The sequence below is a fragment of the Janthinobacterium sp. SUN118 genome (assembly GCF_030397695.1).
Taxonomy (GTDB): domain Bacteria; phylum Pseudomonadota; class Gammaproteobacteria; order Burkholderiales; family Burkholderiaceae_D; genus Janthinobacterium.
In genome coordinates this window covers 100,114-113,517 of record NZ_JAPUBV010000007.1, presented here as the reverse complement: position 1 = coordinate 113,517, position 13,404 = coordinate 100,114, and the positions used below count along the sequence as shown (strand labels likewise).

At 63.7% G+C, this 13,404-nt stretch carries 10 protein-coding genes; all 10 read right to left on the bottom strand.

Features of this window, described 5'->3' with window-relative positions:
- Positions 1-63: 63 nt before the first annotated feature.
- The 10 genes from O0880_RS27375 to O0880_RS27330 all read right to left on the bottom strand — a co-directional run bounded on the left by O0880_RS27375 (position 64) and on the right by O0880_RS27330 (position 13,341).
- Positions 64-945 (bottom strand): EamA family transporter, encoded by an 882-nt coding sequence (locus O0880_RS27375; protein ID WP_289889592.1) that lies wholly within the window; start codon positions 943-945, stop codon positions 64-66.
- A 152-nt stretch (positions 946-1,097) separates the two neighbouring features.
- Complete coding sequence (locus tag O0880_RS27370; protein WP_289889591.1) at positions 1,098-2,204, bottom strand: hypothetical protein; 1,107 nt, start codon at positions 2,202-2,204, stop codon at positions 1,098-1,100.
- Positions 2,205-2,212: 8 nt separating this feature from the next.
- Positions 2,213-3,334, bottom strand: a complete 1,122-nt coding sequence (locus tag O0880_RS27365; protein WP_289889590.1) for a hypothetical protein — start codon at positions 3,332-3,334, stop codon at positions 2,213-2,215.
- Between the two features lie 75 nt (positions 3,335-3,409).
- The gene (locus O0880_RS27360; RefSeq protein WP_289889589.1) at positions 3,410-4,135 is read right to left on the bottom strand and encodes a hypothetical protein; all 726 of its coding nucleotides are present in this window, start codon (positions 4,133-4,135) and stop codon (positions 3,410-3,412) included.
- Positions 4,136-4,184: 49 nt separating this feature from the next.
- The gene (locus tag O0880_RS27355; RefSeq protein ID WP_289889588.1) at positions 4,185-5,282 is read right to left on the bottom strand and encodes a zinc-ribbon domain-containing protein; all 1,098 of its coding nucleotides are present in this window, start codon (positions 5,280-5,282) and stop codon (positions 4,185-4,187) included.
- 294 nt (positions 5,283-5,576) lie between these two features.
- Positions 5,577-7,838, bottom strand: coding sequence for a YgiQ family radical SAM protein (locus tag O0880_RS27350; protein ID WP_071326084.1), 2,262 nt, complete (start codon positions 7,836-7,838; stop codon positions 5,577-5,579).
- Between the two features lie 357 nt (positions 7,839-8,195).
- Positions 8,196-8,474 (bottom strand): DUF4404 family protein, encoded by a 279-nt coding sequence (locus tag O0880_RS27345; protein WP_034753883.1) that lies wholly within the window; start codon positions 8,472-8,474, stop codon positions 8,196-8,198.
- An 11-nt stretch (positions 8,475-8,485) separates the two neighbouring features.
- Complete coding sequence (locus O0880_RS27340) at positions 8,486-8,698, bottom strand: VF530 family protein (RefSeq protein WP_071326083.1); 213 nt, start codon at positions 8,696-8,698, stop codon at positions 8,486-8,488.
- A gap of 109 nt (positions 8,699-8,807) precedes the next feature.
- Entirely contained in the window at positions 8,808-10,952 is a 2,145-nt protein-coding gene (locus O0880_RS27335; protein WP_071326082.1) for a M3 family metallopeptidase, read from the bottom strand.
- Between the two features lie 226 nt (positions 10,953-11,178).
- On the bottom strand, positions 11,179-13,341 hold the full coding sequence (locus O0880_RS27330) for a M3 family metallopeptidase (RefSeq protein ID WP_289889587.1): 2,163 nt from the start codon (positions 13,339-13,341) through the stop codon (positions 11,179-11,181).
- Positions 13,342-13,404: the final 63 nt, after the last annotated feature.

The following is a 13,404-nucleotide window of genomic DNA, read 5'->3' as shown; positions in this document are numbered from 1 at the left end:
CGACGCCCAGAGGGAAGCGAACAGGCTGATGGCATCAGCCTGTTGCGGAGCATTGCGCAAAAATCAGCGCGTAGTTGCGGACTGGGCGCTGGCCCACTGCACGGCCAGCACGCTGGCCAGCACCAGCAGCAAGCCCAGCATCGACCAGCCCGTCATGGCCTGTCCCAGCAGGGCCCAGCCCAGCACGACAGCCATCAGGGGGCTGAGCAGTCCCAGCGAGGACACGGCCACAGGCGACAGGCGGGCGATGCCGCGAAACCACAGCGCGTAGGCCAGCAAGGCGCCGGCCAGGCACAGGTAAGCGTAAGCCAGCACTTGCTGCAGCGACAAGGCCGGCAGCGCAGGATCGGCCAGCCAGGCGACGGGGGCCAGCATCAGGCCGCCCAGCAGCAATTGCCAGCCCGTCAGCGCCAGCACGGGCAAGTCCGGCTTCCAGCGCCGCGTCAGGTAGGTGCCGGCCGCCATGCAGGCCGTGCCGCCCAGCGCGGCGGCAATCCCCACCGGTTCCCACACCGTGCGCGGCGACAACAATAAAATGCCCATGCCGGCCACGCCCAGCACGCTGGCCAGCAGGGCCAGGCGGGCCGGACGGCGTCCTTCCACGCCCCAGGCCAGGCCCATCACCAGCAGCGGCTGGATGGCGCCCACCACGGCCGCCAGGCCACCGGGCAAGCGGTAGGCGGCCACAAACAGCAGCGCCTGGAAGACGCCGATGTTCAGCGCGGACAATATCAGCACCCTGCCCCAGTCGCGCCGCGCCGGCAGGCGCCGCATGACGAGCAGCAGCAACAAGCCGGCCGGCAAGACGCGGATCAGCGCCGCCGTGAAGGGACGGTCGGGCGGCAGCAGTTCGGATGTGACGATGTACGTGGATCCCCAGATCAGGGGCGCCAGCGCCGTGAGCACGATATCGCCCCAGGCGGGGCGGGCAGGAGCAGAGGTCATACGACTATCTCGACATTAAGATAATTCAGTGTGGATGCAAACTATCTTGATGTCAAGATAAATACCCGCCCAGCGCAATGCCGGCATGAAAAAAGCCCGGCATCGCCGGGCTCTGGGACGGTGCAAGGCAGCAAGCTGCCGCGCCGGGATGCTTAATCGCGCACGCGCTGCAGGGTTCCCACGCGCATGCCGCCAAGGCTGATCTGCGCCGTGTTGTTATTGTTGCTCAGGCTAATCCGCATGACCGTTCCGCCCGCGCCTTCCGGCGCCAGCGTCACGACGTTGCCTTCGGTGGTAAACGTGCCCTTGGTCACCTTGCCATTTTCGATGACGCTGTCACGCGTAAATTCCAGGACATTGCCCCTCGGCGCCTGCCATTTTCCCACCAGCGGGTGGCCGCCAAAGCTGAACACGCTTTTCAGCTTGTCCAGCATGCCCGCACCCTGTACGGCCGGCGACTGTCCGATGGCGGCGGCCATGGCCATGGCCGCCTGGTTCAGCTGCACGCGGTCCGTGACTTGCCACTGCTTGTCGACCAGCGCCAGCGGCAGCTGCACTTCGAGGTCGCCGTGCGGCAGGCGTTCCAGGATCAGCGCGCGGTCCGCCGACTTGGCGAGCCACGCCGCCTCATCGGTCAAGGCCAGCTTGGCCGCGGCCATCGCCACCTGCTGGCCGCCCAGCTCGCGCACCTGCTCGTAGCCGCTGACACTGGCCACTTTCACGCCCTTGGCCACGCACAGCTTGTCGCCGCGCAAGGCCGCCTTGCCGGGGGCGGCCAGCGTGTAGACGAACTGCGATTGCGCGATCCAGCCGCCGCTGCTCTGCTCGACGGGACCCGTGTACAGCTCGCTACGCACGAGCGCATCGAGCCATTGCCGCGTGGAACTGTCGTACGACGCCACGCGGATTTCTTCCTTCTGGTACGGCAGGTTGGACAGGCACAGCAGCTTGTCGCGCGCCGCCTCGTCCGCCGCCAGGTGGGCATCGATGGCGCGGCTGAAACTGCCAGCCGATGCCGCCTCGGGCGCCAGCAGCCACGCCAGGGCGCCGCCGGCCACGACGACGACCGCCAGCACGCCGCCGGCGAGGATGAGGTGGCGCCGCTTCACGCCGGACAGTGCCGGCGCCTGCGCCGGCACCTGCGCCGGTGCAGGCGACGATGCTGGCGCCGGCGCGGTGTTCACGGCGTTGCCGCACTCATCGCAGAAACGCGCGTCGGGCGTGTGGGCGGTGCCGCACTTTTTACAGAATTGCGCCATGGTCAGCCTTACTTGAGTTTATGCGCGCATTCGCCGCAGAACGCATCGTCGGCCGCGACCGGCGCCTTGCAGCTCGGGCATTGCAGGCTGTCAGCCGGCGCAGCGGCCTGTGCTGCTGGAGCGGCGGGCGTGGCCGCCTGCTCGGCCAGGGCGCGCGCGCGTTCACGCGCTTCCTCGGCTTTTTTCTTGACCGTGGCCAGGCCGTCGTTCAGGCTCGCTTCGGAAGCGCTGAAATCGACATTGCGCGTGGCGTTCAGGTAAATGATGCACACGCCCTTGGTGAAGATCAGGCCCGGCACGACGGCCGCTGCCGCCATCAGCAAGCCGCCGCCGAGACCGGCTGCGATGAGATAGCCGGAACCGGAGCCGCCGCGACCCAGGCCCGCAGCCAGCGCATACATATTCATCTCGCCCAGGCTGAGGATGCCAGCCGACATGCCGCTGGTCAGCGACACGCCCGTGCCCAGCACGCCAAAGATCAGCAGCGCCGTAAACGCGGTGATCAGGAACAGCAGCACTTCCAGCAAGATCACCGACACCAGCTTGGTGCGCACGATCAGGTTCAGGCGGGCAATGATCTGGAACACGGTGGCGCCCGACCAGGCGGCAGGGCCGGCCAGCGGCAGCATCACGTAGAACAGCGCGAACACCAGCACGCCCAGCACGATGGCCGAGAGGGGGAAGACAACCGTGTACAGCACGGGACCGAGCACGGGAATCTTGCACACAAACAAGATGATGGCGATGACGATCATGGCCGCCAGCACGATGAGGAATTCGATGATGAAGACGGCGATCAGGCGGTGGCTCGTGTACAGCGAGACGAGCACGGCATCAACCAGGCTCATGCCAGGCTGGCCCTGCGCATCGCGCATCAGCATGATGCCGACGGCGTTGGAGCCGTAAAACATCACGAGGAAGGCCATCAAGCCGCCCAGGAAGGCCAGCACGACACTGCTCATGCTGCCGGCGAGCATCGTCAGGACGCCGCCGACGAGCACGGCGCCGATGAAGGTCAGGGCCAACAGGGCAATCGCGCGGAAGTTCTTGATGGCGTCGGTCGCTTCGATCAGCGAACCGAGGGCGGAGGAAAACGGCAGGGGTTGATGTGCTTCGTTGGAAATGGTCATGTAAGGCCTGGAAGGGGTGAATCGGGATAGGGCGGCCAGCCTGGCCGCCCGTGGCAATCAGTTTTGACGGCGAGCTTAGTACGCGCGCGCCAGCTGCAGCTCCGCTGCAGGCGTTTGGCGCTGGACGATCTGCAACTTGACGTCCTGGCCGCCAACGCGCTTGTTATTCAGGTACAGGGCCGTGCGGACGGGATAAATGCCCTGCGGCACGCCTTCCGGCATGGGAATCGAGAAGCCGCCCTTGTAGGCGCCGCTGCCGTTGTTGCTGCTGACCACCTTGCGCACGGTTTTGATCAAGTCGCCATTCGGCTTGTACAGGCTCAATTCCTCTTCCACCAGCGGGTTCGGATCGCGCGTGCCGGCGGCCACTTCGATATACGAATTGGTCTGTGCCTTCTGGCCCGGACGCACGGAGGCCGGCGTAAAGCCCGTTTCGTATTTCACCAGGGTCGACTGCTCGGGCAGCTTGCCCTTGTTGGCTACCTTGTAATCGCTCTGCACCTGCTGCGCCGTCTTGACTTGCTGGCTTTGATAATTCAAGGCCACGCAGGCAAGCGCGCCCAGGCTAGCGCCCAGGGCCGCGCCGCGCACCGTGTTGTTGCCGCCGCCCAGCAAGCCGCCGACGACGGCGCCGATGCCGGCCAGCATGGCCGTATTGCATTCGCCGCTGGCCGCTTCCGTGCCTGCGGTGGTGGTATTGCCGGTGGCGCCAGGGCCGCCCGGCGTGGCGCAACCGGCCAGCATCGAGGATACGACCAGCATCGCCACCAGGGGCTTGGCCATTTGTTTCAAGTTTTTCACGTTATTCTCCGGAAAGATCAAAATAGGAATGGAAGGCAAGCCGCGCGGCTTACTCGATCTGGATTTGCGACAGCGCCTTGTCTTGCGCCTCTTTTGCCTTGCGCTTGATGTCGAGCGCGTAGCGGTTGCCCGTGTCCATGCGCAGCACGGCATTCGCGTTGGCGATGGCGCAGTCATACTTGCGTTGGCTCATGCAGTGGCTCGCTTCCGACAGGCTGTCCGTGATCACGCCTTCGAGACCGGACGGCTTGCTGGCAGGCGCGGCCGGCGGTGCCACCTTGACGGGTTTGACGGGCTTTTCCACGACGGGCGCCGGTGCTGGCGCCGGCAGCGGCGCGGGCGCCGGGACTGGTACAGGGGTGGAAACCGGGACTGGCGCCGGCGCCGGTTCGGCCGCGGCGGGCGTCGCGGCAGGCTCGGCCGCCGTGACGCCATCGAGGGCCTGATCGCTGATGTCCAGCGGCGCCTCCGCCGCCGGCGCCGCGTCTGTGGTGGCCAGCGCCGCCGGAACAGCGTCCGCCGCAGGCACTGATGCGGATGGGATGCCTGACATGTAGTAATAAGCACCGGCAGCGGCGGCCAGCACCACCGCCGCAGCGGCGGCAGCGATCAGCTTGCTACGCTTGCCGTCAGCGGGCGCAGATTCAGGCGCAGGTTCAGGCAGCGCTTCAGGCTCAGGTACGGGCGCAGGCACGCGTACCGCCTCAGGTGCAGGTTCTGGCTCCGGTGCGTGAACAGGCTCGGCAATGCGCTTCTCCAGCGCGGGAGGCGGCGGCGACTTGCTCAGGCTCAGAGGCACGGCGACCGGCGCCAGCACTTCGGCGACGGTTTCCGGAACGGTTTCCGGAGCGGTTTCCGCAACCGGCTCCGTCACCGGCTCGATAGCGGGCTCAGAAGCTGGCGTGAAGACGGGTTCGGGCAGCGGCGGCGGCACGGATGCAGCGGCGGGCGGCGCGGCCACGGCAGGCGCGGCAACGCCAAAACTGAACGCGCACTTGGGGCAGAACTTGGCGTCCGGCTTGCAGTCATGGCCGCACTGGCCACAGGATTTGCCCTGCACGGGCACGGCAGCGGCAAACGTCGTGCCGCAGGAAGAACAGAATTTGGCGCCCGGCTTATTCTCGGCCTGGCAGGAAAGGCATTTCAATTGGCATCTCTTTTCATATAAACGCTGGAGCCGCCTGCATTCGGCGATTGCCAGAATTACAGCTTTGTTGCCGTACGGCTAAATATTCAGCGAGTATATTTTCAAACCACTAGTTGCCACAAGGGAAAATTGCCTTTTGCTCTATCCAATTTTTAAATATTGGTAAAAAATTTTCCCGCCTGCCATGCACGTCCGGGCCGGCGCGGCGCATAAAAAAACCCGGCAACGCAGGCTGCGTTGCCGGGTTGTGCATCGTCCGGCGCCAGGATCGGCGCGGAATGCCTGACTTGCGACCTACTTGCGACCGCCACGCGCCTGCGCGCCATGGCCGCCCTTGGCCGGCGGCTTGCTGCCACGGCCCATCGGCACGGCGGCCGGCTTGGCCTTGGTCTTGATGGTCGACAGGATCGATGGACGCACTTTCGACTCGACGGCCGTGGCCTTTGGCGCCGCCGCCGTGCCGCCCAGGGCGATGCGGCTCTTGCCTGGCGCCACCTTGAACTTGTCCGGCGTGCCGGCGCCATGCGTCTGGCGGCTGCGTTCGCCAGCGGCCAGGCCGCCCGACTCCGACGACGTCCAGGCGGGGATCAGATGCTTGTCGCCATTGCCGATCAGGTCGCCACGGCCCATGTTCACCAGCGCTTCGCGCAGGATCGGCCAGTTGGCCGGGTCCTGGTAGCGCAGGAAGGCTTTATGCGTGCGGCGGATCTTGCCGCTGCGCGCCGTTTCCACCACTTCCGAGTCGGCCGTGACCTTGCGCAGCGGATTCTTGCGCGTGTGGTACATCGTCGTGGCCATGGCCATCGGCGTGGGCATGAAGGTTTGCACCTGGTCCAGCTTGAAATTGTTTTTCTTCAGCCACAGGGCCAGGTTCAGCATGTCCACGTCCGTCGTGCCTGGGTGGGCGGCGATAAAGTACGGAATCAGGTATTGCTTCTTGCCCGCTTCCAAGGAGAAACGGTCGAACATTTCCTTGAATTCATCGTAGGCGCCGATGCCGGGCTTCATCATCTTCGACAAGGTGCCCTCTTCCGTATGCTCGGGCGCGATCTTCAGCAGGCCGCCGACGTGGTGCGTCACCAGTTCCTTCACATACTCGGGCGAACGCACGGCCAGGTCGTAGCGCAAGCCCGAGCTGATCAGCACTTTCTTGATGCCGGGAATGGCACGCGCCTTGCGGTACAGGGAAATGAGCTTGCTGTGGTCCGTGCCCAGGTTGACGCAGATGGACGGGTAGACGCAGGACAGGCGGCGGCACGAGACTTCGATCTCTTTTTCCTTGCACGCCAGGCGGTACATATTCGCCGTCGGGCCACCCATATCGGAAATGGTGCCCGTAAAGCCTTTGGTTTTATCGCGGATATGCTCAATCTCGCGCAGGATCGACGGTTCCGAACGGCTCTGGATGATGCGGCCTTCGTGCTCGGTGATCGAGCAGAAGGTGCAGCCGCCGAAGCAGCCGCGCATGATGTTGACGGAGAAGCGTATCATTTCCCAGGCCGGGATATGCGCCTTGCCATAGCTCGGGTGCGGGGCGCGCGCGTAATTCATGTCGTACACGCCATCCATCTCATCCATGGCCAGCGGCAGCGGCGGCGGATTGAGCCACACGTCGCGTTCGCCGTGCGCCTGCACCATGGCGCGCGCATTGCCGGGATTCGATTCCAGGTGGAACACGCGCGAAGCGTGCGCATACATGACGGGGTCATCCTTGACGACGTCGTAGGCGGGCAGGCGCACCACCGTCTTGTCGTGCTTTTCCTTGGCCATGGCCAGGCGCTCTTCGCGGCTCATGATGCGGATCGGCTTGATGACCTCGGCCGATTTCGACGCGTTTTCCGTGGCGCAGGCGGTCTTGTCTTCCTGCACCATCTCGTACGGGCTGTAGTGCGGATCGATCTTGCCGGGCACGTCGACGCGGGTCGAATTGTGCACGCCCCAGTCGTCGCCAGGCAGCCAGCCGGACGGCACCATGAAGGCCGTGCCGCGCAAGTCGCGGATATCCTTGATGTGTTCGCCAGCGGCCAGGCGGTGCGTGAGGTCGACCAGCGCCCGCTCGGCATTGCCAAAGATCAACAAATCGGCCTTGGAATCGGGCAAGACGGAACGGCGGACCTTGTCCGACCAGTAATCGTAATGGGCGATGCGGCGCAGCGATGCTTCGATGCTGCCGATGACGATGGGCACGTCGGGGTACGCTTCGCGCGCGCGCTGGGCGTACACGGTGACGGCGCGGTCCGGGCGCTTGTTCGGTTCCGCGTTGGCCGTGTAGGCGTCGTCGGAGCGGATCTTGCGGTCGGCCGTGTACTGGTTGACCATCGAGTCCATGTTGCCGGCGGTAATGCCGTAGTACAGGCGCGGCTTGCCGAGGATGCGGAAGGCGTCGGCCGACAGCCAGTCCGGCTGGCTGATGATGCCGACGCGGTAGCCCTGCGCTTCGAGCAGGCGGCCGACCAGGGCCATGCCGAAGCTCGGATGGTCGATGTAGGCGTCGCCCGTGACGAGGATGACGTCGCACTGGTCCCAGCCCAGCGCGTCCATCTCGGCGCGCGACATCGGCAGGAAAGGCGCAACGGCAGCGCGGGCAGACCGCTTGGGAACGGTCGCAAATAAATTGGTAGGGGAGCTCATAGGGTACGGATTGTACCGGAATTGGCCATTTCCAACCTGACGGCCTGCTTTTTACTGTTGGATTTCAGTACAAAAAACGTTTATTTTTCAATCACTTGGGGAATTCCCATTGAGAAATTGTAACTGAGGAGCGGTTTTTTATCATTGCATCAACATCGTCCCGGCGCCGCTCGAAAGCGTCGCGGGCAAGCGCAATGCCGGGTTGAATAGCGGAACCGTACGCAAGCACGGTGAGCAAGACATGCCCGGCAGTGGGCTGCGCAGTCGGTTTTCAGCGCTGCATCAGATACCCATATTGGCGAGAATCTCACCCAATTCGCGCAATGCCGGCTCCAGTTTCGGATGTTTCACCGCGAATTTGGCCGACAATTCCTGGCTGCGCTCGGCCAGGCCGTAGGTGGTCGATTCTTCTTCCTGCTCCTGCGCGGCGCGCTTTTCCATCAGCAACTTGATGTCGACATCGAGTTTTTGCAGCAAACCATGCAGTTCTTCATCGACGGGGCCGCTGGTTTCCAGCGTCGAGTGCAGCTGTTGCAGCGATTCCTTGAGTTTGCTATCCATGTTTTTTCCTGTCAGTCCGTAAATTGCGTGTCCAGGTACAGCTGTTCCACCTTGCTCCTGGCCCACGGGGTCTTGCGCAAAAACTTCAGGCTCGACTTGATGCTGGGATCGCTGATGAAGCAATTGATATCGATGTGCTTGGCCAAGCCGTCCCAACCGTAGTGGGCGTGCAGGCGCGTCACGATACCTTCCAGGGTAATGCCATTCAAATCTTGCTGACTCATATACTCTTTCGACTGCCTTCTTATTGACATCTTACTCAATTCTACGCCGCCGGCACAGAAAGCTTGCGTGCGCCATGACGACGCAGCGCAAGCTTCAGATGAGGGCGGTTTACTTGGCGTTCAAGCCGCGGCGTTCCAGCAGCGGTTCGACGGTGGCGTCGCGGCCGCGGAAGTCGCGGAACAGTTGCAGCGCATCGACGCTGCCGCCGCGCGACAGCAGCTTGGCGCGGAACCAGTCGCCATTCTTGCGCGTCAGGCCGCCGTTTTCCTTGAACCAGTTGACCGATTCCGCGTCCAGTTTCTCCGACCACAGGTAGGCGTAGTACGCCGCCGAGTAGCCGCCCGAGAAACTGTGCGAGAAGTAGGCCGTGCGGTAGCGCGGCGGCACGGGCGCGTAATCGACGCCCGCGTCCTTCAGCGAGGCCGCTTCAAAGGCCAGCACGTCCGTCGGAATCTGTGCTGGCGCCAGCTGGTGCCAGCGCTGGTCCAGCAGGGCCGCCGACAGGTATTCCGTCGTCATGAAGCCCTGGTTGAATTTCTTCGCCGCCGTCACCTTGTCGAGCAATTCCTGCGGCATGGCCGCGCCGCTCTGGTAGTGCTTGGCGTAGTTTTGCAGCACTTCCGGCCACACGGCCCACATTTCATTGACTTGCGACGGATACTCGACGAAGTCGCTCGGCACGCTGGTGCCGGCAAAGCGCGGGTATTTCACGTTCGAGAACATGCCGTGCAGCGCATGGCCGAATTCGTGGAACATGGTCGTCACTTCATCGAAGGTCAGCAAGGTCGGCTGGCCGGCCGGCGGTTTCGGGATGTTGAGCTGGTTGGCCACCACCGGGTGCGTGCCCATCAGCGACGATTGCGACACGTATTCATTCATCCACGCGCCGCCATGCTTGTTGCCGCGCGCATAGAAGTCGGCGATGAACAGGGCCAGCGGCTTGCCATTGGCATCGAGAACGTCGTAGACGCGCACGTCCGGGTTATACACCGGCAAATCCTTGCGTTCCTTGAAGCTGATGCCATACAACTTGTTGGCGGCAAAGAAGACGCCGTTGTTCAGGACGCTGTTGAGTTCCAGATACGGTTTCAGCTCGTTTTCATCGAAATTGAAGCGCTGCTTGCGCAGCTTGTCCGTGTAGATGGCCCAGTCGGCCGCCGCCACCTGGAAGCCGCCCTTTTCCGCATCGACCACTTGCTGCAGGTCGGCCGCTTCGCGGCGCGCGTTGGCGACGGCCGGTTTCGCCAATTCCGACAGCAGGGTGTTGACGGCCGTGGTGGTCTTGGCCGTCTGGTCTTCCAGCGCATACGCGGCGTAATTGGCGTAGCCGAGCAAGGTAGCCCGTTCGGCGCGCAGTTTCGCCAGTTTCAGCACGATGGCGCGGTTGTCGAACTCGCCGCCCTGGCTGCCCCGGTTCAGCGACGCCTCCATCAGGCGCTGGCGCGTGGCGCGGTTGGTCAGCACGGCCAGCGGCGGCTGGCCGCTGGTGTTGACGAGGGCGATGAGGAACTTGCCCGTCAAGCCGCGCTCCTTGGCGGCCGCGGCGGCCGTGTCGATATCGCTGTCCGTCATGCCGGCCAGCTCGGCGCGCGTGTCGACGACGATGCTCTTGGCATTCGTTTCCTTCAGCACATTTTGTGCGAAGGCCGTTTCCAGGCCCGCCTGCTCGGCGTTGTAGGCTTTCAGTTTGTCCTTGTCCGCATCGGACAGCTTGGCGCCGGCGCGCACGAAATCCGTGTGATAGCGTTCCAGCAGGTGCAGGGATTCCGCATCAAGGCCCAGCTTGTCGCGCTTGGCGTACAGGGTGTCGATGCGGGCGAACAGTTTCGGGTTCAGGTTGATGGCATCCGTGTGGGCGGCCAGTTTCGGCGACATCTCCACTTCCACCGCTTCCAGCACGGCATTCGTGTTGGTCGACGTCATGTTGCTGAAGATGCTCTGCACGCGGTGCAGCAGCTGCCCCGTGCGCTCGAGCGCAACGACGGTGTTCTCGAACGTGGGCGCCTGGCGGTTGCCGGCGATCGCATTGACTTCGGCCAGCTGCCGCTTCATGCCTTCGGCAAACGCCGGCGCGTAGTGCGCATCCTTGATCAGGCCGAACTGCGGCATCTGGAATGGCAGCGGACTGGCTTTCAGCAAGGGGTTCTGGGCGCTGATGGCGGCGGCAGGCGCAGCGGCGGCGGCCAGGGCGGAAGGGGCGGCGTGGGCCAGCATGACGCTGGCGGCGATGACGAGCAGTTGTGGACGGATCATGACATCTTTCAGGAAGCGCGGGGAAGAACCGCGATCGCGTCGCGGGCCAGTTGCAGATCATAGCAGCCTGTCACACAGGCGTCATCCAGCATGGGCTATCCTGTGGTGTATCACACCAATTGCACGGTTTACCACGGCATACACCGCGATGCACCAAATAAAAATGGCCGCCAATCGCTTGGCAGCCATTTTCATTGACCCGGCTTTGACACCGGGAACAAGGCTTTTACTTGCCGTTCAGGCCACGGCGTTCCAGCAGCGGCTCGATCTTCGCATCGCGGCCGCGGAAGTTGCGGTAGATGTCGAGCGCATCGGCGCTGCCGCCGCGCGACAGCAGTTTGCTGCGGAACCAGTCGCCGTTCTTGCGCGTCAGGCCGCCGTTTTCCTTGAACCACTCGACCGTGTCGGCATCGAGCTTTTCCGACCACAGGTAGGCGTAGTAGCCGGCCGAGTAGCCGCCCGCGAACGCATGCGAGAAGTACGTGGTGCGGTAGCGCGGCGGCGCCGGGGCGAAATCGACGCCGGCGTCGCTCAAGGCGGTTTTTTCAAACGCCAGCACGTCGGTCGGGATCTGTGCCGGGGTCAGCTGGTGCCAGCGCTGGTCCAACAGGGCCGATGCCAGGTATTCCGTGGTTTTATAGCCCTGGTTGAAATTGTCGGCCGCCGTCACTTTCGCCAGCAGCTCGGCCGGGATGGCCGCGCCCGTTTGATAGTGCTTGGCGTAGTTTTGCAGCACTTCCGGCCACAGCGCCCACATTTCATTGACTTGCGACGGGTATTCGACGAAGTCGCGTGGCACGCTGGTGCCGGCGAAGCGCGGGTATTTCACGTTCGAGAACATGCCGTGCAGCGCATGGCCGAATTCGTGGAACATGGTGTTGACTTCGTCAAACGTCATCAGGGTCGGCTGGCCCGCTTCCGGCTTTGGAATGTTCAGGTTATTCGCGATGACGGGTTTGCGATTGAGCAAGCTCGACTGGCCCACGTAGGCGTTCGCCCAGGCGCCGCCGCGCTTGTTGCTGCGCGCGTATGGATCCAGGGTGAAGATGGCCAGCTGCGTGCCGTCTTCGTTGAAGACGTCGTACACCAGCATGTCGGCCGTGTAGACGGGCAAGTCGGTGCGCTGCTTGAAGGTCAAGCCATACAGTTTACCTGCGGCAAAGAACACGCCCTTGGTCAGCACGCTGTGCATTTCAAAGTACGGTTTCAGCTGATTTTCATCAAAGTTGTAGCGTTCGGCGCGCACCTTGTCGCTATAGAAGGCCCAGTCGCTGGCCGCGACCTTGAAACCGCCCTTGTCCGCATCGATGACCTTCTGGATATCGTCCGCTTCACGGCGCGCATTGACGACGGCCGGCTTCGCCAATTCGCCCAGCAAGGCGTTCACGGCGGTCGTGTCGTGCGCCGTCTGGTCTTCCAGCGAATAGGCAGCGTAGTTCGGGTAACCCATCAGCGCGGCACGTTCGGCGCGCAGCTTCGCCAGTTCCAGCACTTCCTGGGTATTGTCGAACTCGCCGCCACGGCTGCCGCGCGCTTGCGAGGCGGCCATGATGCGTTCGCGCAAGGCGCGGTTGGTCAGCAGCGCCAGCGGCGCCTGGCCCGTCGTGTTGACGAGGGCGATCACGTACTTGCCGTCCAGGCCGCGCTTCTTGGCCAGGCCGGCGGCCACTTCGATGGCGGCCGGCGACAGGCCGTCGAGCTCTTCGCGCGTATCGACAACGACGGCCGACGCGTTCAATTCCTTCAGTACATTCTGCGCGAACTTGGTCGACAGGGCGGCCAGCTGGCCGTTGTAGGCGCGCAGCTTTTCCTTGTCGGCCGCCGACAGCTTGGCGCCGGCGCGCACGAAGTCCGTGTGGTAGCGCTCGAGCAGGCGTTTCGATTCCGCGTCGAGGCCCAGCTTGTCGCGCTTGGCGTACAGGCTGTCGATGCGCTTGAACAATTTGTCGTTGAGCATGATCGCATCGCTGTGGGCCGCCATCTTCGGCGCCAGCTCGCGTTCCAGGCCCTGGATCGTGTCATTCGTGTTCGAACCGGACATCACGGAAAACACGGTGCGCACGCGGCCCAGCAGCTGGCCCGAGCGTTCCATGGCGACGATGGTGTTGTCGAAGGTGGCCGCTTTCGGGTTGTTGGCGATCGCCGCGATTTCCGCCAGGTTGGCGGCCATGCCTGCCGTAAAGGCGGGCGCGTAGTCGGCATCCTGCACCTTGTCGAACGGCGGATAATTGAATGGCAGGCTGCTGGCTTGCGCAAACGGGTTCGAGGCGGGCAGCGTGGCCGCAGCGGTAGCTGTGGCTTTAACAGTGGCTGGCGCGGCGGTAGCGGCAAAGGCGGCTGGCGCCAGCATCAGGCTGGCGGCGATGACGAGCATTGTTGGACGGGTCATGTCTTCTTTCAAGAAACGCAAGAGAGCCGCGATTGTGTCGCGGGCCAGCCTGAAATAATAACA